The following is a 21,363-nucleotide window of genomic DNA, read 5'->3' as shown; positions in this document are numbered from 1 at the left end:
GATGCTTAAATAGGAAATGCGGCAGCTCCCTGCTGCTCCAGCGCAATTTGAAACCGCAGGAAGACGATGACCAGCAACGATCCGCTTCTCCAGCCCTACCAGCTCAAGCATTTGACGCTGAAGAACCGGGTGATGTCGACCAGCCACGAGCCGGCCTATTCCGAGGACGGCATGCCGAAACAACGCTACCGGCTCTACCATGCCGAGAAGGCCAAAGGTGGCATGGCGCTGACCATGACCGCCGGCTCGGCGATCGTTTCACGCGACAGTCCCGCGGCCTTCGGCAATCTGCATGTCTATGATGACCGCATCGTGCCTTGGCTGGCCGAACTCGCCGAGGCCTGCCACGAGCATGACTGCAAGGTGATGATCCAGATCACCCATCTTGGTCGCCGCACCGGCTGGAACAAGGCCGACTGGCTGCCGGTGCTCTCGGCCTCGCCGGTGCGCGAACCGGCGCACCGCGCTTTCCCAAAAACCATCGAGGAGTGGGACATCGAACGCATCGTTACCGACTATGCGTCGGCCGCGCAGCGCTGTCAGGCCGCCGGCCTCGATGGCATCGAGTTCGAGGCTTACGGCCATTTGATGGATGGCTTCTGGTCGCCGGCCACCAATCATCGCGACGACGAGTATGGCGGCTCGCTCGAAAATCGCCTGCGCTTCACCAACATGGTGCTGGATGCGGTGCGGGGAGCGGTTGGCGAGAAATTCGTCGTCGGCATCCGCATGGTCGCCGACGAGGACTTTCCGCATGGCCTGTCGAAGGAGGAAGGCGTCGAGATCGCCAGGCGGCTGGCCGGCTCCGGCAAGGTCGATTTCCTCAACATCATCCGCGGTTCGATCGAGAGCGACACGGCATTGACCAAGGTCATTCCGGTTACCGGCATGCGGTCTTCGCCACATCTCGATTTTGCCGGAGAGGTGAGGGCGGCGACGAAGTTCCCGACCTTTCATGCGGCGCGCATCTCCGATGTCGCCACCGCGCGCCATGCGATCGCCACCGGCAAGCTCGACATGGTTGGCATGACCCGTGCGCATATTGCCGATCCGCACATCATCAGGAAGGTGATGGAAGGCCGCGAGCACGAGATCCGCCCCTGCGTCGGCGCCACCTACTGTCTCGATCGCATCTATGAAGGCGGCGAGGCCCTCTGCGTCCACAACGCGGCGACCGGCCGCGAGGCTGAGATTCCGCATATCATCGTCAAGACCGAAGGGCCGAAGCGGAAAGTCGTCGTCGTCGGTGCCGGGGCCGGGGGACTGGAGGCGGCGCGTGTCGCAGCCGAGCGCGGCCACCAGGTCACGATCCTGGAGGCATCCTCGCAAGCGGGTGGGCAGGTACGTCTGGCAACGCAGAATCCGCGCCGCAAGGAGCTGATCGGCATCATCGACTGGCGGCTGGCCGAACTCGACCGGCTCGGCGTCGAGATCCGCTACGACACCTGGGCGGAAAAGGATGATGTTCTGGCACTGGCGCCCGATGTGGTGGTCGTCGCCACCGGCGGCCTGCCGCAAAACCCGCCGTTGACGGCCGGCGACAATCTCGTCACGTCGAGCTGGGACATCATGGCCGGTAGCGTCAAGCCCGCCGAGAACGTGCTGCTCTTTGACGACAATGGCGGCCATCAGGGCATGGGTGCGGCCGAACTGATCGCCAACAGCGGTGCGAGGCTGGAACTGGTTTCGCCGGAGCGTTTCTTTGCCCCCGAAATGGGCGGCATGAACCATGTGCCGTATATGCGCGCTTTTCAGGAGAAAGGCGTCACCATCACCATCAACACGCGCCTGCGCTCGGTGCGGCGCGAGGGCAACCAACTGGTCGCCGAACTCGCTTCGGATTTTGCCGATGGCTGGCGCGGGGAACGCAGGGTCGACCAGGTGGTGGTCGAGCACGGCACGGCGCCGCTCGACGATCTCTACCTCAGCCTGAAGCCGCTTTCGAAGAATGGCGGCGCGATCGACTATGAAAGTCTGGTCGGCGGCGGCGACATTTTCCCGGCACGCAACCCCGAAGCAGGCTTCGTGCTGTTGCGCATCGGCGATGCGGTCGCTTCGCGCAACATCCATGCCGCCATCTATGACGGCATCAGGTTCGGCTTGCGGATTTGATGCACGGCCTGCTCAGGCCGGCGCAATTGTTGGCGTCGGTGGCGCGCGGTCGGACCTGCATACGAGAGCCCATGTACGCCGGCCCGGCCGCGCGCCCGCACGTCATTGGCTCACCGCCGGCAACGTGCGATCTCAAAGCTTTGTGGCGCGGACGATGCTCAGACCATCCGGGCGATCGCCATGCACAGCACCGTGACCACCAGCAGCCAGGCAGCGATGCGTTCGCCCATGGCCATTCTGGCGCGCAGTTGCGTTTCGATTTCCGCATTGGCGCCGGCAAGCCGCCGGCTGGGCGCTTTGACCATCGCGCCGAGCACGCCGGCGGCGGCGAAAGCCGCGAGGATGCCGAGTGCAAGCACCATTTCCATCGAGCCGAAATAGGCGCCATGGAAGAAATACCACAGCAGCGCCCCGGTCAGGAAAACCATGCCGGCCGCGCCCAGCTGCGGCTGGATGAAGCGTTCTGCCTTGATCTCGGGATCGCGGGCAAGCGTGACGGTGGTGCCGGCCCAGAACACGCCTGCCATGACGTGAAGACCGATGACGACGATGTAGATGTATTGCATGACGGCTCTCCTCTCATCTGCAGGGCATCTAACAATTAGATATCTAACAGTTAGATGTCAATGTATAAAGCGAGAGTCAGTTCCATCTGGGAAAAACACCGTCTAGTGTCCGGCAATGACGCCCTTTGAACGCCCGCCAGTCGGCATGAATCTCGGCCGCACCGCCAAGCTTGTCGCCCAGGCCTTCGACGCCGCTTTAGTCGAAGCGGGCGGGACCTTGCCGGTCTGGCTCACGCTGCTGTCGGTCAAGTCCAGCGAACTCGCCAATCAGCGCGAACTCGCCGGCATGATCGGCATCCAGGGCGCGACTCTGACTCACCACCTCAATGCGATGGAAGCACAGGGTCTGCTGACGCGCCGCCGCGATCCCGTCAACCGCCGGGTCCATCTGGTCGAATTGACACAAGCGGGAGAAGCGCTGTTCGAGACGTTGCGGCAGGCCGCGCTTGCCTTCGACAAGCGGCTTCGCACAGGACTGCCCGACGAGCGCCTGGCGGAGTTTGCGCAGGTACTGGCGGCGCTGCGCGACAATGTCGAAAGCTAGGAATACCGAACCATTGGCTCAGTTGTCATAATTCGGGATCGCTCCGAAGGCGTAGTGGCGCAGCTTCAGCGCGGTGATCAGGTCGGTAAGCTTCGTCTTGCCGTCAAAACCGTCCTGGAACATCTCGTCATGCATCAAGAGGATCAGCTTGCCCGGCTTGGCGAAGTGGCCATAGCCGAACAGATGATCGATCTCGCTGACCAGATGATCGACGCTCTGTACCGGCTCGCCGCTGTCCTTGTGCACCCATTCATGATCCCAGCCATAGAGATAGAAGCCGGAAGCGGCGACGAACTCGTAGTCGGGGTCCTCGCGGCCGGCTTGCGCGGGTCCGAGCGAGTTGTCGTCCTTTGACATGGAAGGCAACCGGAATACATCGCGCCCCGGCAGTCGTGCATGCACCGCGGGCTTCAGGCCCAGCACGGCATTCGCCATGAGCATGTCGGCAACCACCCCTTCCGTATCGCCATAGAAGTGCCGGTAATGATTATAGGCGTGGCTGTAGCTGTGGTTGCCGATCGTCACCAGCGGCATCGCCTTGGCGCGCCGCACCAGCGCCTTGTTGGACGCACTGGCCTCGGCATGCATGCCGACCATGAACAGTGTTGCCGGAACCTGCTCTGCCTGCAGCACGTCGAGGATGTTACTGGTGCCGTTCAGCGGGCCGTCGTCGAAGGTGAGATAGATGGTGCGATCAGCCCCATGGGCCGGCAGCGCGGACATCAGAACGGCCGCCAGGACAAACCGAAAGAATGTCATAAGTTCCAGCGATCCGCTTGCACTTGCGACAGGCCGCCATTTCGGCGGCTGGTTGTCAAGGCGGGCCGTTACGCCAGGCTGCCCTGCAAGACCCGCAGTTTGGCCTTCTTCGGCATGCGGGCGGTCAGCCATTCCAGCGCCTTGTCCTGCGGCATCGGGAAGGCGATGGAATAGCCCTGTACCTGGTCGCAGCCGATCGCCATCAGCGAGTCGAGTTCGGCCTCGGTTTCAGCACCCTCGGCGACGATGGATATGCCGAGGCCGCGGGCAAGCTCGGTGATGGCGCGCACGATCTTCGAGTTGTCGCCATTCTCATGGATGTTCTGGACGAAGCGGCGATCGATCTTGAGCCGGTCGATCTCATTGGGATTGACGTGACTGAGCGACGCATAGCCGGTGCCGAAATCATCGAGCTCCAGATGGACGCCGGCGGCCCTGATGTGACGCAGCTTCGCCGCGATGCCTGTCTTCTCATCGTCGAGAATGACGGATTCGACGATTTCCAGCGACAGTTTCTGCGGCGGCAGTCCGGCCTTTTCCAGCGTCTCGAACAGGAACGCATCGAAATCGTGCTCGCGCAACTCGGTGCCGGAGACATTGACGGCAAGCCGCCCGAAGGCAATCCCGGCGCGGTTCCATTCGGCGGCTTCGTTGATCGCCTTGCTGATGACGATGCGGCCGATCTCCGGCATGAAACCGCATTTCTCGGCGACCGGAATGAACTCGCCCGGCGAGATCATGCCGCGCTCGTGATGGTTCCATCGCACCAAGGCCTCGATGCCGCTGATCGTGCCGTCGGTCAAGGAGACCTGCGGCTGGAAATAGACCTGGAATGCCCGCTCGGAGATGGCGACCTTGATGTCGTGTTCGAGCTGCTTGCGGTAGTCGAGCTCGCGGCGCAACTCCTCCGAGAAGAACGAGAAGTTGCCGCCGCCCATTTTCTTGGCGGAGTATAGCGCCAGATCGGCATGGACGAGCAGGTCCTGCGCGTTGTCGGCGTCGATCGGATAGACGGCGATGCCGCCGCTGGCGCCCGGAAGGATGGTGGTGCCCTGGAAGACGATCGGCTCGTTGATGTGCGCCAGGATGCGTCGCGCGAGCATGTTGATGTCTTCGGTGCTGCCGGCTCCGTTGAGGATCATCACGAATTCGTCGCCACCGAGCCGCGCGCACAGATCCGATGCCCGGCAGGAATCGCGCATGCGCTGGGCCGTGACGACCAGGACATAGTCGCCGGCGGCGTGGCCGAGCGTATCGTTGATCTGCTTGAAGCGGTCGAGGTCGAGCTGGACCACCGCCAGCCGTTCGCGCCGGCGTTGTGCGCCCTTGATCAGCGTGTCGAAATGATCGGTCAGGAAGGTACGGTTGTGCAGGCCGGTCAGGCCGTCATGAACCGCGATGAAGGCCATCGAATTGCGCGCATCGACCAGCTCACGCGTCTTGCGCAGGATCGCGTTGGACATCGGCCTGAAGATAAACAGCGCCACCAGCAGGATGACGCCGAGGGTGGCGTAGAACAGCGTGCGGTGAAGCGCGAGCAGCTTTTCGGAGCGCTCGTCGGCATCGGCACTGATGCGCTGTCCAAGCGCGGCATAGCCCGACAGGGTGGCGTTGGCGACCGAGGCATCGAGGTTGACGCGTTCGGCGCCGCCTTTGTAGCCGTCATTGTCGAGATTGAGTTGCGATTCAAGGGCTGAGATCAGACGGTCGCCATTGGCGATCAGCCCAACCGAGAAATAATCGAGATGGAAGGGTTTGGCGAAAAGCACGCTCTCGATCGACTTCGGATCGAGCTTGGCCGGCGATTGCGGATCCGCGCCGGTCTGCTCGAGCAACAGATCGTAGTTGGTCTCGAATTCAGCGGTGGCCTGCTTCAGCGCGCTGACCAATGCCGGCCGCTTGTCGCGCGAGGCGGCGCCCGTTGCACTGGCCAGGAAGACGATACGCTGCGACAAGGTCTTCTGCGTGCCGACAATGTCGAGCAAGTTGTTGTTGTGCTGCTGCGTGGCCATCGTCTGCTGCAGCAGGACGAAGGAGGCCGCCACCATGGCGGCAATGATCAGCAGCGCCAGCCAATAGCCGGCCTTGATCAGCAATATGAGCTTGCCTGAAACGGTTTGCACCGGCTGCTGCGACATGTTCGGGGGCGGCCCTCTCGCCAACGGATTCCTGTATGAGCACCATTGAACCGCAAACGTTAACAGGACCGGAAACCGACGGCCGGACGGCAAGGGGATGACGCGGAAAGATCGCGAAATGGTTATCGGCTCGTTTCGCCGCCGGGCTGCATTTGAACATTGGTTGGCGCAAGTGTTCCCAACTGGTGGCCTGGGCTGTGCCCGTGCGTTTCATCTGATGCTGCCCGGCCACCCCATCCGGTCGCTTTTGCGATGGATTTTTTGCGCAGGCGGGACGACAGTCTGGCCACGTCAAACGAGGCCCGATCATGACCGCAGCATTTCTCTCCCATATCGACAGCGAGCTTGCCGGGCTCAAATCGGCCGGCCTCTACAAGTCCGAGCGGGTAATTTCCTCGATGCAGTCGGCACAGATCGAAGTCGGTGGCGAGAAGGTGCTGAACTTCTGCGCCAACAACTATCTCGGCCTCGCCGACAGCATCGACCTGCGAAAGGCGGCCACGCAGGCTCTGGACCGCTATGGCTACGGCATGGCGTCGGTGCGCTTCATCTGCGGCACGCAGGAGGAACACAAGGAGCTCGAAGCGACGATCTCATCCTTCCTTGGCATGGAAGACACCATCCTCTATGGCTCCTGCTTCGACGCCAATGGTGGCTTGTTCGAGACGCTGCTTGGCGAGGAAGACGCGATCATCTCGGATGCGCTGAACCACGCCTCGATCATCGATGGCGTCAGACTGTCGAAGGCTAAGCGCTTCCGCTACGCCAACAACGACATGGCCGATCTCGAGGCACGTCTCAAGGAAGCCAGGGATTGCCGCTTCCGGCTGATCGCCACCGACGGCGTGTTTTCGATGGACGGCATCATCGCCAACCTGGAGGGCGTCTGCGACCTTGCCGACAAATACGATGCCATGGTCATGGTCGACGACAGCCATGCGGTCGGCTTCGTCGGCAGACATGGCCGTGGCTCGGCCGAGCATTGCGGCGTCGAGGGCAGGGTCGACATCATCACCGGCACGCTCGGCAAGGCGCTCGGCGGCGCCTCGGGCGGCTACACATCGGGCAAGAGGCAAGTGGTCGACTGGCTGCGCCAGCGCTCGCGGCCCTATCTGTTCTCCAACACGCTGATGCCGGCGATCGCCGGCGCCTCGATCAAGGTGTTCGAGCTGATCCGCAATGGCGACGCCTTGCGCGAGCGCCTCTATGCCAATGCGGCGCGATTCAGGTCGCAGATGGGCAAGCTCGGCTTCACGCTGGCCGGGGCCGACCATCCGATCATTCCGGTGATGCTGGGCGATGCGACGCTGGCGCAGGAGATGGCGGCGCGCATGCTGAAGCGCGGCATCTATGTCATCGGCTTTTCCTTCCCGGTGGTGCCGAAGGGCCAGGCGCGCATCCGCACGCAGATGTCGGCGGCGCATTCCAGCGCCGATATCGACAGGGCGGTCGAGGCCTTCGGCGCGGTCGGCAGGGAGCTGGGCGTGATTGCCTGAGCGGCTGGCGCCGAAAAGCGATTCCGGATCAAGAGATTCAAGGGACAAAAGAATGTCGAACATGATGAAGGCGCTGGTGAAGGCCAAGGCCGAGCCAGGCATCTGGATGGAAGAGGTGCCGGTGCCGGAGATCGGCCCCAACGACGTGCTGATCAAGATCAGGAAGACTGCGATCTGCGGCACCGACGTGCACATCTACAATTGGGACCAGTGGGCGCAGAAGACCGTGCCGGTGCCGATGGTGACCGGCCATGAGTTTGTCGGCACGGTGGCCGATTTCGGCGCCGCGGTCACCGAATACAAGGTCGGCCAGCGTGTCTCGGGCGAGGGCCACATCGTCTGCGGCCACTGCCGCAACTGCCGCGCGGGGCGAGGGCATCTGTGCCGCAACACACTCGGCGTCGGCGTCAACCGGCCCGGCGCCTTCGGCGAATATCTGGCGATCCCGCAGCACAATGTCGTGCCGATCCCGGACGACGTGCCGGACGAGATCGCCGCGATCTTCGATCCCCTCGGCAATGCGGTCCACACCGCTCTGTCCTTCGATCTTGTCGGCGAGGACGTGCTGGTCACCGGCGCCGGGCCGATCGGCATCATGGGTGCGCTGGTGGCGCAATGCGTCGGTGCGCGCAAAGTGGTGATTACCGACATCAACCCGGTGCGGCTGGCGCTGGCGAAAAAGCTCGGCGTCCAGCATGTCGTCGACGCCTCCAAGGAAAAGCTGCGCGACGTCATGCCGGCGCTAGGCATGACCGAGGGTTTTGATGTTGGTCTCGAAATGTCGGGCGCGGCACCCGCCTTCCGCGACATGATCGACACCATGAACAATGGCGGCAAGATCGCCATCCTCGGCATCGCGCCCACCGGCTTCGAGATCGACTGGAACAAGGTCATCTTCAAGATGCTGCATCTCAAGGGCATCTATGGCCGCGAGATGTTCGAGACCTGGTACAAGATGATCGCGCTGGTGCAGGGCCCGCTCGATGTGACCGGGTTGATCACGCACCGGATTGGCATCGACGATTTCCAGGAGGGGTTTGACGCGATGAGGAGCGGCAGCTCGGGCAAGGTGGTGATGGATTGGTAGTTGCCGATAGGAGAGGGGGGCGCCTCGCGCCAGCCTATCAGCTACTTTCCTTCCAGGGCGCCCTCCAGCGCGGCTACTCCGCTGACAATCGCAGCCCGCTCCTGGTGGCTCAACCTCTCCAGCAACTGCCTTTCAAACGCCTTCGCCAGCGGCACCATCTCGCGATAGGCGGCAAGCCCCGCTTTGGTCAGCGCCAGGTGCTCGACGCGCCGGTCGCTTTCATCGGGCGTGCGCGTCAGCCAGCGCCGCCGTTCCAGCTCGGCCACCGCGCGCGAGACCTTGGTCTTGTGCATGGCCGATTGCTCGCCGAGCTCGGTCGCCGTCATCGTGCCGCGCTGGCCGAGGCCTGAAAGCGTGCGCCATTCCGGTCGCGTCAGGCCGTGGCGATCCCGGTAGATCCTGGAGAATTCGCGGCTGACGGCATCGGCAAGCCGGTAGAGGCGGTAGGGCAGGAAGCTTTCCAGCTCCAGAATGTCGGGTTCCATGACGCGCGCCGTGGCCGTTGATAGTTACATTTTCGATGGTTACAGATGAAACCAGTTTGGTCAATATCACCGGCAGACTTGGCATTTTGAAGCTTGGAGCCGGGATCAGGGAGGATCGGATGGCCTTTTCCTACATGCCGGGTTTCGGCAACGATTTTGAGACCGAGACACTCCCCGGCTCACTGCCGCAAGGCCGGAACTCGCCGCAGCGGCCGGCCTACGGCCTCTATGCCGAGCAGCTTTCCGGCTCGCCCTTCACCGCACCGCGCGGCACCAATGAGCGCTCCTGGCTCTATCGCATCCGGCCGAGCGTCAAGCACACCGGCCGTTTCAAGGCAGCGAGCTATCCCTTGTGGAAGACGGCGCCGAATGTCGGCGATCACGAACTAGCGCTTGGCCAGTATCGCTGGAACCCGGTGCCGATGCCGAAGGAGCCAACCGATTTCATTCAGGGCATGCGTAGCATCACCACGGCCGGTGACGTGCTCGGGCAGACCGGCATGGCAGCCCATGTCTATGTCGCAAACACATCGATGGTCGACGATCATTTCTTCAACGCTGACGGCGAGTTGCTGGTCGTGCCGCAGGTCGGCGCCTTGCGCTTCGTCACCGAGATGGGCGTCATTGAACTGCGGCCCGGCGAGATCGCCGTGCTGCCGCGCGGCCTCGTCTTCAAGGTCGAGCTCGTCGACGCTGAAGTGCGCGGCTATGTCTGCGAAAACTACGGCGCCAAGCTGACCTTACCTGACCGCGGCCCGATCGGCGCCAATTGCCTGGCCAACCCGCGCGACTTCAAGACGCCCTGCGCCTGGTTCGAGGAAAAGGAGACGCCGTGCCGGCTGATCGTAAAATGGTGCGGCAATTTCCACGTCACCGAGATCGGCCATTCGCCGCTCGACGTCGTCGCCTGGCATGGCAACTACGCGCCCTACAAATATGATCTGGCGACGTTTTCGCCGGTCGGCGCCATCCTGTTCGATCACCCCGATCCATCGATCTTCACCGTGCTGACGGCGCCGAGCGGCGAGGAAGGCACCGCCAACATCGACTTCGTCATCTTCCCGCCGCGCTGGCTGGTGGCGGAAGATACGTTCCGTCCGCCCTGGTATCACCGCAACATCATGAGCGAGTTCATGGGGCTGATCCATGGTCAGTACGATGCCAAGGAGGAAGGCTTCGTTCCCGGCGGCATCAGCCTGCACAATCTGATGCTGGCCCATGGCCCGGATGCGCCTGGCTTCGAAAAGGCCTCGCGCGCGGAGCTGAAACCGGTCAAGCTCGACAACACCATGGCCTTCATGTTCGAGACCCGTTTCCCGCAGATGCTGACCCGCTACGGCGCCGAACTGGAAACCCGGCAGGACAATTACATCGACTGCTGGGCCGACCTAAAGAAGCGCTTCAATGGCACGCCCGAGGGCGACTGGTCTTGAGCGGCAAGCCAATGCCGGACCGGCTGGTGCTGCTGGGCTCGAAGGGCGGCCCGGCGCTGCGGCCAGGCGGACCGTGGCCGAGTTCCTCGCTGCTTGAGATCGGTGGGCGGACCATCGTCGTCGATTGCGGGCTCGGCGTGACGCGCGGTCTGGTCGATGCCGGGATCAGCCTGAAGGCGCTCGACCTGATCTTCATCACCCATCTGCATTCCGACCATTTGCTGGAACTCGGGCCGCTGGTCCACACCGCCTGGACGGCGGGGCTGGCGACACCGGTCAATGTGTTCGGCCCGCCCGGCACCGGCCATTACTGGCGGCGCTTCTGCCAGGCGATGGAGTTCGACATCGAAATCCGCATCGTTGATGAGGGCCGGCCTGACATTCGCGAACTGGTTTCGATCAGCGAATTCGCTGAGGGCCATGTGCTCGATCAACACGGCCTCAAGGTGACGGCGTTGCGCGTCGATCATCCGCCGGTGACCGACTGTTTTGCCCTGCGCTTCGAGCAGGGCGGCAAAAGCGTGGTGTTCTCCGCCGATACGGCTTTCTTTCCACCGCTCGCCGATTTCGCCAAGGATGCCGACATTCTCGTCCATGAAGCCATGTTGGAAGAGGGCATCGAGCGGCTGGTTGCCAGAACCGGCAACGGCGCACGGCTCAGGGAACATCTGCTCGCCAGCCACAGCTTTGCCGAGGACGCGGGACGCATCGCCAGCGATGCCGGCGTGAAGAGGCTGGTGCTCAACCACCTCATTCCCGCTGACGATGCGGAGATCGGCGAGGTCGACTGGCTTGCTGCTGTCAGGAAAACATGGGCCGGCGACTTGACGATCGCCCGCGACGGCCTTGTTGTGGAATTAAGCGGCGCCAAAGCTGCGCAAGGAGAGGAAACCGCATGAAGCTTGCCACATTGAAGGACGGGACGCGCGACGGGAAACTCGTCGTCGTCTCGCGCGACCTGACGCAGTACACCGATGCCTCATTCCTGGCGCGCACGCTGCAGGCGGCACTCGACGACTGGCGCAGGGTCTCGCCGCATCTCGGCACAATAGCGGAATCGCTGGAGAACAATGCGGTGCCGTCAGCCCGCTTTCACGAGCACGATGCGCATTCGCCGCTGCCGCGCGCCTATCAATGGGCTGACGGGTCCGCCTATGTGAACCATGTTGAACTGGTGCGCAAAGCGCGTGGCGTCGAGATGCCGGCAAGTTTCTGGACCGATCCGCTGATCTACCAGGGTGGCTCGGACTCCTTCATTCCACCGCGCGATCCGATCCGCGTGGCCGACGAAGCTTTCGGCATCGACATGGAAGCGGAAGTCGCCGTCATCGTCGACGACGTGCCGATGGGCGCTAGCCTCGAAGAGGCGCGCGCCGCGATCCGGCTGGTCATGTTGGTCAACGATGTGACGCTGCGCGCGCTCACCGGGCCGGAACTGGCCAAGGGGTTCGGCTTCTTCCAGTCTAAACCGTCCTCGGCCTTTTCGCCGGTCGCGGTGACACCGGACGAACTGGGCGATGCCTGGGATGGCGGCAAGGTCAGCCTGCCGCTGCTTGCCGACCTCAATAGCAAGCCGTTCGGCCGCGCCAATGCCGGTGTCGACATGACCTTCGATTTTCCGGCGCTGATTGTCCATGCCGCCCGCACAAGGCCGCTGGTGGCAGGCACCATCATCGGCTCGGGCACGGTCTCCAACAAGCTCGACGGCGGCCCGGGCAAGCCGGTCTCGGCAGGCGGCGCCGGCTATTCCTGCATCGCCGAATTGCGCATGATCGAGACCATTGTGTCAGGCGAGCCGAGCACGCCGTTCCTGCGCTTTGGCGACACGGTGCGCATCGAGATGAAGGACAGTACGGGCCATTCGATCTTCGGCGCCATCGAGCAGAAGGTCGAGAAATACCAGGGATAGGGGGTGTGGAATGGCGGGGGAGGCGTTCTATCTTCTGGCCGGCGTCTGGGCGCTTGGGCTTCTGGTGGTTTTCATCCTGGCGATCCGGCTGAGCTACTGCATCGAGGCGCGCTCGCCGGATCTGACCAACCGCAGCGGCTTCCCGCGCAAGGCGATGATGTTTCACACGATCACCAACATGAAAGTGGCACGGGATCCGGAAACGCAAGCCATGCGTCGGCGCATGAACGGGTTGCTGCTGATCGTTCTTGCCGGCTTCGCGATTATGGCGGCAGGCTTGCATCTGACCCGCTCCGCAGGATGAACCATGACCCTGCTTGACCATCTGCGCCGCATGGCCGGCAACAATCTCTGGTCGAACGACCGGCTCTATCGCGCCGTGCTCGCGCTCAAGCCGGGTGAGTTCGAGGCCGAGCGCACCAGTTTCTTCCCGTCGATCAAGGCGACGCTCAACCACATTCTCGCGGTCGACTATCTCTATCTCGATTTTCTCGAAGAGGGCGGCGTCGGTGCCGCGGCCCATGATGATTTCGTGCCCTTCGACGAACCGCAGCCGCTTTTTGCCGCGCAGGTCGCGGCCGACCGGCGGCTGATCGCCTTCTGCGATGGGTTGACGGAAGCCGATCTCGACCGCCGCGTTATCACTGACCGGCGCGAGGACGGCATGATTCCCGAAAAGATCGGCGACATCCTCGCCCATGTCTTCCTGCACGACATCCATCACCGCGGGCAGGTGCATGCCATGCTCTCCGGCACATCGGTCGCGCCGCCACAGTTGGACGAGTTTTTGCTAGACTATGACATCAAGCTGAGGAAGGCGGAGGTCGAGCGACTGGGATTGTGACCCATTATTTCTGATATTCAGCCCACTCGGGGCCGAGCTTGTCAAAATCTTCAGCGATACTGACGCTGCCTTTGAAGGCGCCAATGCGGCGCAACAAGCCCTTCGTGGCCGGTGATACGAGCCTTGCAACAATTTTCCCATGGCGCGTGAGCGCAATATCCTCACCGGCCTCCGCGCGCCTAACGAGCTCCGATAGTTTGGCTTTCGCTTCCGAGATGGATACGTTCATGACTAGGACCGGTTATAACCCAAAATACGTCATAACCGGTCGAGCCGTAAGCGACTTGTTTGGCTTCAGGCCGCCTTGCCATCCACCTTGATCACGCCGCGCTTGATCTGGTCCTGCTCGATCGATTCGAACAGCGCGCGGAAATTGCCTTCGCCAAAGCCTTCGTCTCCCTTGCGCTGGATGAACTCGAAGAATATCGGCCCGATCACGGTTTTCGAGAAGATCTGCAAAAGGATCTTGGTCATGCCGCCGTCGACTACGCCTTCGCCGTCGATCAGGATGCCGTGCTTCTTCATCCGCTCGATCGGCTCGTCATGGCCGTTCACGCGGTCATAGGACATGTCGTAATAGGTTTCCGGCGGACCGGGCATGAATTTCAGCCCGTTGGCGGCGAGCTTGTCGGTGGCGGTATAGATCTCGTCGGTGCCGACCGCGATGTGCTGGATGCCCTCGCCATTGTACTTCTTCAGATACTCGGCGATCTGGCTGGTCTCGTCCTTGGATTCATTGAGCGGAATGCGGATCTTGCCGCAGGGCGAGGTGATGGCGCGGCTGACCAGGCCGGTGATCTTGCCGTCGATGTCGAAGAAATGGATCTGCTTGAAGCCGAACAGTTCGCGGTAGAAATCCCACCATTTGTCCATCTGGCCGCGATAGACATTGTGGGTGAGGTGGTCGAGATAATAGAAACCGACGCCTTGCGGCCGAGGATCGCGCGCGCCGAGCCATTCGAATTCGGCGTCGTAGGCCGAGCCCTTCTTGCCGTAGGCATCGATGAAATAGAGCAGCGAACCGCCGATACCGACAATGGCCGGCACGTCGAGCGCCTTGTCGTTGCCTTCGTAAGGCGTGGCGCCCTTAGAGACGGCATGGTCGAACGCGTGCTTGGCATCGACTACGCGCCATGCCATCGAGGCGGCACACGGGCCGTGCTTGTCGGCGAACTCCATGGCATGCGAGCCCGGCTCGGCATTGACGACATAGTTGATGTCGCCCTGGCGCCAGACGGTGATGTCCTTGCTGCGATGCTTGGCGACCGCCACATAGCCCATGCGGGTGAACAGTTCGGCCAGCTTCTGCGGCTCCGGATGCGCGAATTCGACGAACTCGAAACCATCGGTACCGGCCGGGTTGTCCTTGCTGATTTTGGCGGGCGGGGCGTCGTGTGGGAAGGGACCCATGGTGTTCCTCCAAAGCTGGCTTGGCCCGAAAAGGCCATCTGACGCCATCATAGCGCGGAGGAGGCGCATGGTGCTTGCATTCAAACGCTTGAAATGATGATGTCATGCGTGAAGCATGCATGTTGAGAGACAAAACCATGGATGAGACGCGCGTTGACCAATTTGACCGCAAGATAATGGCGTTCTTGCAAGGCGATGCGCGGCTGACCAACAACGATCTCTCGGAGCGGGTGAACCTGTCGGCGTCGCAATGCTCGCGCCGCCGCCAGCGGCTCGAAGAGGACGGCTACATCAAGGGTTATCGGGCGGTGCTCGACCGCGACAAGCTCGGCTTCTCGCTGGTCAACGTCATCTCGGTGACCCTGGCCACCCACAATCGCGACAACGCCCAGCGCTTCGGCGAACTGGTGGCGCGGCTGCCCGAGGTGCAGGAGGCGCACGCGCTGACCGGCGAGATGGACTATATCCTGAAGGTGGTGACGCCCGACCTGAAGTCGCTGTCGGAGTTCGTCAACGGCGTGCTCCTGCCGCACGAATCCGTGCAGCATGTGAAGACGGCGATCGTGCTGGAAACGCTGAAGGAAACCGGCGCGCTGCCGATCTAACCCTTCGACTGCTGGATCAGCCCGTACAGATTCGTGCAGCGCGCGCCGGAGCGGCAATAGGCGAACACCGGGCCCTCCATTTCGTCCAGCGCCTCGGCCTGGTCCTCGACATTCTCGGCGGTGATCTGGCCGCTGATGACGGGGATATAGCGGAAGGCGAGGCCGGCGGCTTCGACCGCCGATCCGATGCTTTTGGCCGAAGGCTGGCCGGGTTGCTCGTCATCCGGCCGGTTGCAGATGACGCTCTTGAAACCGGCTTCCTTGATGGCGGCGACGTCTTCGGGCTGGATCTGGCCAGAGACCGAATAGTCGTCGCTGATTTCGCGGTATTCCATCGCAGCATCCTCGCAATCTGATTTGCAGGGAGTCTTGCCACTCCCCGACGTGGCCGGCAATCCGCCAGCGGAAATCGTTCTGCAGAGATAGACGTTTCCGGCGAGGATTCCAACGGGCAGGCATCGCCACAGTTCGGGCTGGAAGGCCTCCGCCTTTTCCGGGAACGGCGCTCCTCAGCTGCCGAGGATCGCGCCTTTGATCTGGCGGATGTTGTTGTGCATCATGTCGATATAGGTCGATCCTGGGCCATCGGGCTGCGACAGCGCATCCGAGTAGAGCGTGCCGCCCACCTTGATGCCGGTTTCGCTGGCGATCTGTTCGATCAGGCGCGGGTTGGTGATGTTTTCCACGAAGATCGCCGCCGCCTTGTCCTGCTTCACCTGCTCGACCAGCTTGGCGACATCGGCGGCCGACGGTTCGGAATCGGTAGAAATGCCCTGCGGGGCGAGGAAGGTCAGGCCGTATTCGTGTTCGAAATAGCCGAAGGCGTCGTGCGAGGTGATGACGACGCGCTTGGCCTCGGGGATCGACTGGATCGCGGCCTTCACTTCGCCTTCCAGCGCATCGAGCTTCTTGGTGTAGGCGGCGGCATTGGTCTGGTAGCCGACGCAGCCGTCGCTGTCGGCCGCGCAGAAAGCCTCGGCGATGTTCTTCACATAGATCTTGGCGTTGGCGATCGACTGGAAGGCGTGCGGATCGGTAACGGTCTTGCCGCCACCGGTGCCGGCACCTTCGGCCGCGTCGGCGTCGGCGAATTCAGGTTTGAAGTCGATCGGCGTCACGCCTTTGGTCAAGGTGACGATCGAGGCCTTGGTGGCGCTGGCATCGACCAGCCGCTGCAAAAAGCCTTCGAAATGCAGGCCATTGACCAGCACGATATCGGCCTTGGCCATGGCGACCGCGTCGGCCGGGCTCGGCTCATAGACATGGGCATCGCCATCCGGGCCGACGATGGTGGTGATGTCGACACGATCGCCGCCGACATTTTTGGCAAAATCGGCAATGACGGTGAAGCTGGCGACGACTTTCAGCGGCGCCGCGAACGCCGACGATGCGCCAAAGGCAGTTAATGTTATAACACTCATCGCCAGAGCGGCACGGATGGATCTCAGCATAGGCGGGGTCTCCTTTCGAGGGGCGAGGGATCAGGCCGTTCTGTGACGGTGATGGATGATGCGGGCGCGCAGAATGCCGCGCGTGCCGAACAGGATCGAGGCGAAGTAGACGACACCGGCCGACAGGATGATGGCAGGTCCGGACGGCAGCGAGGCGTGATAGGACAACAGCAGCCCGGCGATGCAGGAGGCAAAGCCGATCAGCACGGCCAGCACGCACATCGGCTCGACGCGCACCGTCCAGAAGCGGGCGGCTGCCGCCGGCAGCATCATCAGTCCGACCGACAGAAGCGTGCCGAGCGCCTGAAATCCGCCGACGAGGTTGAGCACGACGAGACCAAGGAAGATGAAGTGCACCGGGCTGCCCATGCGGCTGACCGAACGCAGGAACAGCGGATCGAGGCATTCGGCGACCAGAGCCCGCCAGAAGATGGCGAGGCTGACCAGCGTCACCGCGACGATGCCGCCGATCAGCGTCAGCGCCTCATTGTTGAGCGCCAGCACCGTGCCGAACAGCACATGCATGAGATCGACGCTTGAGCCGCGGATCGACACCATCAGCACGCCGATGGCCAGCGAAATCAGATAGAAGGCCGCCATCGAGGCGTCCTCGCGCTGGATGGTGAAACGCGAGACAGCACCGGCGCCGAGCGCCACGATAATACCGGCGATCAGCCCGCCAATGGTCATCGGCAGGATTTCCAAACCATAGAACAGGAAGCCGGCGGCCGCGCCCGGCAGGATGGCATGCGCCATGGCGTCGCCCGACAGGCTCATGCGCCGCAGCATCAGGAAGACGCCGATCGGGCAGGCGCCCAACGACAGCATCAGCGAGCCGAACAGCGCCCGCTGCATGAAGCCGAAATCGGCGAACGGTGCGATGAACAGACCGTAGAGCGCGTCCATCAGGCAGCCCTCGGCCCGGCGTCATGGTCGTGATCGTGGCCATGATGATCGTGGCCATGGGCATGATCATGACCGTGCCCGTCCGGCTCGCACCAGGGCGCGTTCTCCTCCCAGGCTTCATGGAAGCGACGGGCGCGCAGAAGGTTTTCCGGCTTCAGCGTCTCGCGCGTTTCGCCCCAGGCGATCGGCTGGCGGGCCAAAAGCAGCGTCTCCGGAAAATTCTGCCGCACCAGATCGAGATCATGGACGACGACCATGATGGTCCGTTCCTCGCCGTGCCAACGCTTGATCAGGGCGATCAGATCGCCGACCGTCTTGGCATCGACGGCGTTGAATGGCTCGTCGAGCAGGATCAGGTCGGCGTCCTGCAGCAGCACGCGGGCAAACAGCGTGCGCTGCAGCTGGCCACCCGACAGCGTGTCGATCGGCCGCTTCTCGAAGCCGCCGAGGCCGACCGCCATCAGCGCCTGGCTGACCGCCGCGCGATCCTCTGATGTGTAGCGGCCGAGCATGCCGCGCTTCGGCCAGAGACCGAGCGAGACCAGGTCGACGACGCGGGCGGGAAAGGAGCGATCGAGCTCCGATTGCTGCGGCAGGTAGGCGGCGCGCACGCCGGGTGCGCGAGCAACCTCACCGGCCATAGGCTTCAGCACGCCGACAATGCCCTTCATCAGCGTCGACTTGCCGGAGCCGTTGGCGCCGACAACGGCGGTCAGCGAGCCCTTGCGGATCGTGCCGTCGAGATGGTGGATCGCCGGGTGGCTGTTGTAGCCCAGCGTCAGGTCACGGAATGTCAGGCAGGTCTGGGTCATGTCGTTCCGTGGAGCAGCGAAACCGGGCCGCGGGCAGGGCCGATTGGATATGTGATGTTATTACATTAGTCAACAAGCCAATCAGGCGGAATTGCGACCGGCGGCTCAGCTTGCCGTGAGTCGTTTGCGCACTGGTCCAAGGGGATTTGGCCCCGGCGGCCTTGCCCGAAGCGAACCGCAACTCTAAACAGTCGCCACCCATAACAGGAAGGAACCTCCCATGAGCATTCGTCGCATCGATGTTGGCCCGCGCATGAGTCAGATCGTCATCCACGGCAACACCGTCTATCTGGCCGGCCAGGTCGGCGAGCCCGGCGGCAACGTCGCCTCGCAGACCCGCGACATTCTGGCGGCCATCGACGAATTGCTGGCCAAGGCCGGCACCGACAAGACCAAGATCGTTCAGGCGATCATCTGGCTGGCGGACATGGGTACCTTCGCCGAGATGAATTCGGAATGGGACAAGTGGGTGCCGCAGGGCCACACCCCCGCCCGCGCCACCGGCGAAGCCAAGTTGGCTGGCCCGGAATATCTGGTCGAGATTATCGTTACGGCGGCGATTTAAGGCACGGCGCTGAAACTGCCAATCTCCCCCACAAGGGGGAGATCGGGTCTTGTCCCGGACTGCGCAACTGCCCTTCGCTATGGCTCCGGGCGTTCGGCGTTCGAAAAGCCAGATCGTTGGCTTTTCGCCAGCCGTCGGCTGGACACGCCTCACCCCTGCGACGGCGTGAATCTCGCCACCAGCGTATGGCTTTCCGCCGGATAGATAAACCGCACATGGGTAACCGGGTGTTCGGCGCTCCAGGTGCGGCGCTCGACCACAAGGCAGGGCGCGCCCGGATCGATGTCGAGCGCGTCGGCGATAGCCTCATCGGCGGCCATGGCACGGATGCGGTGCTCGGCCTCGCTCCAGGGTACGCGGCCGATCAGCCAGGGGCCGGCGGCGATCTCCAGAAACTCTTCATCCCCGGCTTCCGGAACCGCGGAAAGATTGATCAGGCGCTGCTCGAGTGCGAAGGGCCGTTCGCCGGCAAAATGCAGGCCTTCGATCCATAGCACCGAGCCTGCGGCGGGCAGCCCGAGCAGCGCCCTGTCTGCCGCGTTGCTGCGGCGCTTCAGCTGTTCCAGCCGCTCGTAGCGATAGGGCAGGCCAAGCGCCTCGACCTCGATCCTGATGTCGTGAAGTTCCAGCACTGCTGCCTGCGACTGCGGCCGGCGGACGAAGCTGCCCGAGCGGCGGCGGCGTTCGATCAGCCCGGCCTTGGCCAACTGCGACAGCGCCTTGTTCACCGTCATGCGCGAGCAATTGTACTCGGTCGTCAGTTCGTGCTCGAACGGAATGCGATGTCCGGGCGCCCAGGCGCCCGACAGGATCTTTTCGCTGATGTCGGACAGGATGCGTTGGTGCAGGGAACCGCCGCTGTCCGCATCCGCCGTCTCGACCGTGCTCATGCCGAAAGCGCCCTCATCACGGCGCGAAAACGCTCGGCGATAGCTTCGCGCCTGGCATGCCTGCCGCCGCTGACCTGCTTCTTGCCGTGCACCCAGACGCAATCGATCGTGCTGCCATTGGCGAAGATCCAGGCGTCGAGGATGGCGTCGCCTGCCTTGCCGGCCAGAGAAGGATGGCCGGCGTCGAGCGAGACGAGATCTGCCGCGGCGCCGGCGGCGATCTGCGAGGCACCGGCGCCGAGCGCCTGGCTGCCGCCGTCGAGTGCTGCGTCGAACAGTGCCCGCCCGGTCGAGCCGCCGGCCACCGCCAGCACATTGCGGGCGCGGTGGGCGAGGCGCTGCGAATATTCGAGTTGGCGCAATTCGTCGGGCAGGCCGATCAGCACGTTGGAATCGGAGCCGATACCGAAGCGGCCGCCATGCTCCCTGAAGAGCGGCGCGGCAAACGTCCCGTCGCCGAGATTGGCCTCGGTGATCGGGCAAAGGCCGGCGATGGCGCCGCTCCTGGCCATGCCGATGGTTTCGGCATCGGTCATATGGGTGGCGTGGATCAGGCACCAGCGCTGGTCGACCTCGGCATTGGCCAGCAGAAATTCGACCGGGCGCGCGCCGGACCAGGCGAGGCAGTCCTCGACCTCCTTCACCTGTTCGGCGACGTGGATGTGGACCGGCCCATTCGGCGCCAAAGCAGCAATTTGGGTCAATTCCTCCGGCGCCGCGGCGCGCAGACTGTGCGGGGCGACGCCGACGACAGCCTGATTCAACGCGCGAACCGATTCGCCAGACTTCTCAACAAGCCGGGAGAACCGATTCACATCGTTGATGAATCGCCTTTGACCTTCGTTCGGAGCCGCTCCGCCGAACGAGGAGTGCGCGTAAAACACCGGCAGCAGCGTCAGGCCGATACCGGTTTCGCCGGCGGCGGCGGCGATGCGCTCGGCCATCTCGGCAAGATTGGCGTAGGGGTTTCCGTCGCGGTCGTGGTGCAGATAGTGAAATTCGCCGACGCGGGAAAAACCGGCCTCCAGCATCTCGACATAGAGCTGCGCGGCGACCGCCTCGACCTGATCGGGCGTCATCGACAGCGCGAAGCGGTACATCACCTCGCGCCAGCTCCAGAAACTGTCGGCGGAGGGGCCGCGAAGCTCAGCCAGGCCGGCCATGCCGCGCTGGAAGGCGTGGCTGTGCAGGTTGGGCATGCCGGGGACGACAATTGTGTGGCGCTCGTCGCCGGCCTGCGGTGCCGTGTCCGCCTCGACTGAGGCGATGCGGCCATCATCGAGCGCGATCCTGACATTGCCTTGCCAGCCCTCGGGCAGCAGCGCCTGTTCCGCAAAGATCGCCGTCACGT

Annotated in this window: 23 protein-coding genes; 11 read left to right on the top strand and 12 right to left on the bottom strand. The window is 63.1% G+C overall.

The genetic code is table 11. The annotated features are described in order from the left end of the window. The first annotated feature begins 66 nt into the window (after positions 1-66). Entirely contained in the window at positions 67-2,112 is a 2,046-nt protein-coding gene (locus tag JG747_RS24495) for an oxidoreductase (RefSeq protein ID WP_202360231.1), read from the top strand. Between the two features lie 158 nt (positions 2,113-2,270). Here the strand turns inward: JG747_RS24495 and JG747_RS24490 are convergent, their stop codons facing one another. Then, complete coding sequence (locus JG747_RS24490) at positions 2,271-2,678, bottom strand: hypothetical protein (protein ID WP_202360230.1); 408 nt, start codon at positions 2,676-2,678, stop codon at positions 2,271-2,273. 115 nt (positions 2,679-2,793) lie between these two features. Here JG747_RS24490 and JG747_RS24485 point away from each other — a divergent pair, with 115 nt between their 5' ends. Next, complete coding sequence (locus JG747_RS24485) at positions 2,794-3,222, top strand: MarR family winged helix-turn-helix transcriptional regulator (protein ID WP_019857512.1); 429 nt, start codon at positions 2,794-2,796, stop codon at positions 3,220-3,222. A gap of 18 nt (positions 3,223-3,240) precedes the next feature. Here JG747_RS24485 and JG747_RS24480 read toward each other — a convergent pair whose 3' ends face one another. Both JG747_RS24480 and JG747_RS24475 read right to left on the bottom strand, forming a co-directional pair. Further along, on the bottom strand, positions 3,241-3,945 hold the full coding sequence (locus tag JG747_RS24480) for a polysaccharide deacetylase family protein (protein WP_240564722.1): 705 nt from the start codon (positions 3,943-3,945) through the stop codon (positions 3,241-3,243). A gap of 104 nt (positions 3,946-4,049) precedes the next feature. After that, positions 4,050-6,119, bottom strand: a complete 2,070-nt coding sequence (locus JG747_RS24475) for a putative bifunctional diguanylate cyclase/phosphodiesterase (RefSeq protein ID WP_202360228.1) — start codon at positions 6,117-6,119, stop codon at positions 4,050-4,052. 308 nt (positions 6,120-6,427) lie between these two features. Here JG747_RS24475 and JG747_RS24470 point away from each other — a divergent pair, with 308 nt between their 5' ends. Together JG747_RS24470 and tdh are read left to right on the top strand one after the other, a co-directional pair. Then, on the top strand, positions 6,428-7,615 hold the full coding sequence (locus JG747_RS24470) for a glycine C-acetyltransferase (protein ID WP_202360227.1): 1,188 nt from the start codon (positions 6,428-6,430) through the stop codon (positions 7,613-7,615). A gap of 52 nt (positions 7,616-7,667) precedes the next feature. Next, positions 7,668-8,702 (top strand): L-threonine 3-dehydrogenase, encoded by a 1,035-nt coding sequence (tdh, locus tag JG747_RS24465; protein ID WP_019857515.1) that lies wholly within the window; start codon positions 7,668-7,670, stop codon positions 8,700-8,702. Positions 8,703-8,743: 41 nt separating this feature from the next. Here the strand turns inward: tdh and JG747_RS24460 are convergent, their stop codons facing one another. Further along, a complete protein-coding gene (locus JG747_RS24460; RefSeq protein ID WP_019857516.1) occupies positions 8,744-9,187 on the bottom strand; it encodes a MarR family winged helix-turn-helix transcriptional regulator in 444 nt (147 codons plus the stop codon). Between the two features lie 119 nt (positions 9,188-9,306). On the opposite strand from JG747_RS24460, the gene hmgA reads away from it, so the two are divergent. Genes hmgA through JG747_RS24435 form a run of 5 tightly spaced genes read left to right on the top strand, consistent with a single transcriptional unit; the run spans position 9,307 to position 13,373 of the window. Continuing rightward, the gene (gene hmgA / locus JG747_RS24455; RefSeq protein WP_038652518.1) at positions 9,307-10,620 is read left to right on the top strand and encodes a homogentisate 1,2-dioxygenase; all 1,314 of its coding nucleotides are present in this window, start codon (positions 9,307-9,309) and stop codon (positions 10,618-10,620) included. 11 nt (positions 10,621-10,631) lie between these two features. Further along, complete coding sequence (locus JG747_RS24450) at positions 10,632-11,519, top strand: MBL fold metallo-hydrolase (RefSeq protein ID WP_202362351.1); 888 nt, start codon at positions 10,632-10,634, stop codon at positions 11,517-11,519. Next, entirely contained in the window at positions 11,516-12,529 is a 1,014-nt protein-coding gene (locus tag JG747_RS24445) for a fumarylacetoacetate hydrolase family protein (protein WP_202360226.1), read from the top strand. The genes JG747_RS24450 and JG747_RS24445 overlap by 4 nt, the downstream gene beginning before the upstream one ends. Positions 12,530-12,539: 10 nt before the next feature. After that, a complete protein-coding gene (locus tag JG747_RS24440) occupies positions 12,540-12,833 on the top strand; it encodes a hypothetical protein (protein WP_202360225.1) in 294 nt (97 codons plus the stop codon). A gap of 3 nt (positions 12,834-12,836) precedes the next feature. Next, positions 12,837-13,373, top strand: a complete 537-nt coding sequence (locus JG747_RS24435; RefSeq protein ID WP_202360224.1) for a DinB family protein — start codon at positions 12,837-12,839, stop codon at positions 13,371-13,373. Positions 13,374-13,377: 4 nt separating this feature from the next. Here JG747_RS24435 and JG747_RS24430 read toward each other — a convergent pair whose 3' ends face one another. Further along, positions 13,378-13,602 (bottom strand): type II toxin-antitoxin system Phd/YefM family antitoxin, encoded by a 225-nt coding sequence (locus JG747_RS24430; RefSeq protein WP_202360223.1) that lies wholly within the window; start codon positions 13,600-13,602, stop codon positions 13,378-13,380. A 65-nt stretch (positions 13,603-13,667) separates the two neighbouring features. Further along, on the bottom strand, positions 13,668-14,783 hold the full coding sequence (hppD, locus tag JG747_RS24425) for a 4-hydroxyphenylpyruvate dioxygenase (RefSeq protein ID WP_202360222.1): 1,116 nt from the start codon (positions 14,781-14,783) through the stop codon (positions 13,668-13,670). A 137-nt stretch (positions 14,784-14,920) separates the two neighbouring features. Between hppD and JG747_RS24420 the strand changes: the two genes are divergently transcribed. Beyond that, the gene (locus tag JG747_RS24420; protein ID WP_202360221.1) at positions 14,921-15,388 is read left to right on the top strand and encodes an Lrp/AsnC family transcriptional regulator; all 468 of its coding nucleotides are present in this window, start codon (positions 14,921-14,923) and stop codon (positions 15,386-15,388) included. On the opposite strand, the gene JG747_RS24415 is transcribed toward JG747_RS24420, so the two are convergent. From JG747_RS24415 to aztA, 4 genes are all read right to left on the bottom strand, one after another. Further along, entirely contained in the window at positions 15,385-15,723 is a 339-nt protein-coding gene (locus JG747_RS24415; protein WP_019857525.1) for a TIGR01244 family sulfur transferase, read from the bottom strand. The genes JG747_RS24420 and JG747_RS24415 overlap by 4 nt on opposite strands. A 174-nt stretch (positions 15,724-15,897) precedes the next feature. Beyond that, positions 15,898-16,839, bottom strand: a complete 942-nt coding sequence (gene aztC, locus JG747_RS24410; RefSeq protein WP_064984786.1) for a zinc ABC transporter substrate-binding protein AztC — start codon at positions 16,837-16,839, stop codon at positions 15,898-15,900. A 30-nt stretch (positions 16,840-16,869) separates the two neighbouring features. Further along, positions 16,870-17,745: a zinc ABC transporter permease AztB gene (gene aztB / locus JG747_RS24405; RefSeq protein ID WP_019857527.1), complete on the bottom strand. Its 876-nt coding sequence runs from the start codon at positions 17,743-17,745 to the stop codon at positions 16,870-16,872. Next, on the bottom strand, positions 17,745-18,557 hold the full coding sequence (gene aztA / locus JG747_RS24400; RefSeq protein ID WP_019857528.1) for a zinc ABC transporter ATP-binding protein AztA: 813 nt from the start codon (positions 18,555-18,557) through the stop codon (positions 17,745-17,747). Before aztA ends, aztB begins: the two co-directional genes overlap by 1 nt. A 220-nt stretch (positions 18,558-18,777) precedes the next feature. Here aztA and JG747_RS24395 point away from each other — a divergent pair, with 220 nt between their 5' ends. Then, positions 18,778-19,122 carry a RidA family protein gene (locus tag JG747_RS24395; protein ID WP_019857529.1) on the top strand — a complete coding sequence of 115 codons (345 nt, stop codon included), beginning with the start codon at positions 18,778-18,780 and terminating at the stop codon, positions 19,120-19,122. Between the two features lie 149 nt (positions 19,123-19,271). Here the strand turns inward: JG747_RS24395 and hutC are convergent, their stop codons facing one another. Together hutC and JG747_RS24385 are read right to left on the bottom strand one after the other, a co-directional pair. After that, positions 19,272-20,012 carry a histidine utilization repressor gene (gene hutC / locus JG747_RS24390; RefSeq protein ID WP_202360220.1) on the bottom strand — a complete coding sequence of 247 codons (741 nt, stop codon included), beginning with the start codon at positions 20,010-20,012 and terminating at the stop codon, positions 19,272-19,274. Next, on the bottom strand, positions 20,009-21,361 hold the full coding sequence (locus tag JG747_RS24385; RefSeq protein ID WP_202360219.1) for a formimidoylglutamate deiminase: 1,353 nt from the start codon (positions 21,359-21,361) through the stop codon (positions 20,009-20,011). The genes hutC and JG747_RS24385 overlap by 4 nt, the downstream gene beginning before the upstream one ends. Positions 21,362-21,363 lie beyond the last annotated feature (2 nt).

The sequence above is a fragment of the Mesorhizobium sp. 131-3-5 genome (assembly GCF_016756575.1).
Lineage (GTDB): Bacteria > Pseudomonadota > Alphaproteobacteria > Rhizobiales > Rhizobiaceae > Mesorhizobium > Mesorhizobium jarvisii.
Note: the sequence above shows the minus strand (reverse complement) of the source record. Positions and strands in the feature narration are given on the sequence as shown.

Coding starts and splice junctions, on each gene's coding strand:
- JG747_RS24495 (WP_202360231.1), top strand. CDS start 67: ATGACCAGCAACGATCCGCTTCTCCAGCCCTACCAGCTCAAGCATTTG.
- JG747_RS24490 (WP_202360230.1), bottom strand. CDS start 2,678: ATGCAATACATCTACATCGTCGTCATCGGTCTTCACGTCATGGCAGGC.
- JG747_RS24485 (WP_019857512.1), top strand. CDS start 2,794: ATGACGCCCTTTGAACGCCCGCCAGTCGGCATGAATCTCGGCCGCACC.
- JG747_RS24480 (WP_240564722.1), bottom strand. CDS start 3,945: ATGTCCGCGCTGCCGGCCCATGGGGCTGATCGCACCATCTATCTCACC.
- JG747_RS24475 (WP_202360228.1), bottom strand. CDS start 6,119: ATGTCGCAGCAGCCGGTGCAAACCGTTTCAGGCAAGCTCATATTGCTG.
- JG747_RS24470 (WP_202360227.1), top strand. CDS start 6,428: ATGACCGCAGCATTTCTCTCCCATATCGACAGCGAGCTTGCCGGGCTC.
- tdh (WP_019857515.1), top strand. CDS start 7,668: ATGTCGAACATGATGAAGGCGCTGGTGAAGGCCAAGGCCGAGCCAGGC.
- JG747_RS24460 (WP_019857516.1), bottom strand. CDS start 9,187: ATGGAACCCGACATTCTGGAGCTGGAAAGCTTCCTGCCCTACCGCCTC.
- hmgA (WP_038652518.1), top strand. CDS start 9,307: ATGGCCTTTTCCTACATGCCGGGTTTCGGCAACGATTTTGAGACCGAG.
- JG747_RS24450 (WP_202362351.1), top strand. CDS start 10,632: ATGCCGGACCGGCTGGTGCTGCTGGGCTCGAAGGGCGGCCCGGCGCTG.
- JG747_RS24445 (WP_202360226.1), top strand. CDS start 11,516: ATGAAGCTTGCCACATTGAAGGACGGGACGCGCGACGGGAAACTCGTC.
- JG747_RS24440 (WP_202360225.1), top strand. CDS start 12,540: ATGGCGGGGGAGGCGTTCTATCTTCTGGCCGGCGTCTGGGCGCTTGGG.
- JG747_RS24435 (WP_202360224.1), top strand. CDS start 12,837: ATGACCCTGCTTGACCATCTGCGCCGCATGGCCGGCAACAATCTCTGG.
- JG747_RS24430 (WP_202360223.1), bottom strand. CDS start 13,602: ATGAACGTATCCATCTCGGAAGCGAAAGCCAAACTATCGGAGCTCGTT.
- hppD (WP_202360222.1), bottom strand. CDS start 14,783: ATGGGTCCCTTCCCACACGACGCCCCGCCCGCCAAAATCAGCAAGGAC.
- JG747_RS24420 (WP_202360221.1), top strand. CDS start 14,921: ATGGATGAGACGCGCGTTGACCAATTTGACCGCAAGATAATGGCGTTC.
- JG747_RS24415 (WP_019857525.1), bottom strand. CDS start 15,723: ATGGAATACCGCGAAATCAGCGACGACTATTCGGTCTCTGGCCAGATC.
- aztC (WP_064984786.1), bottom strand. CDS start 16,839: ATGCTGAGATCCATCCGTGCCGCTCTGGCGATGAGTGTTATAACATTA.
- aztB (WP_019857527.1), bottom strand. CDS start 17,745: ATGGACGCGCTCTACGGTCTGTTCATCGCACCGTTCGCCGATTTCGGC.
- aztA (WP_019857528.1), bottom strand. CDS start 18,557: ATGACCCAGACCTGCCTGACATTCCGTGACCTGACGCTGGGCTACAAC.
- JG747_RS24395 (WP_019857529.1), top strand. CDS start 18,778: ATGAGCATTCGTCGCATCGATGTTGGCCCGCGCATGAGTCAGATCGTC.
- hutC (WP_202360220.1), bottom strand. CDS start 20,012: ATGAGCACGGTCGAGACGGCGGATGCGGACAGCGGCGGTTCCCTGCAC.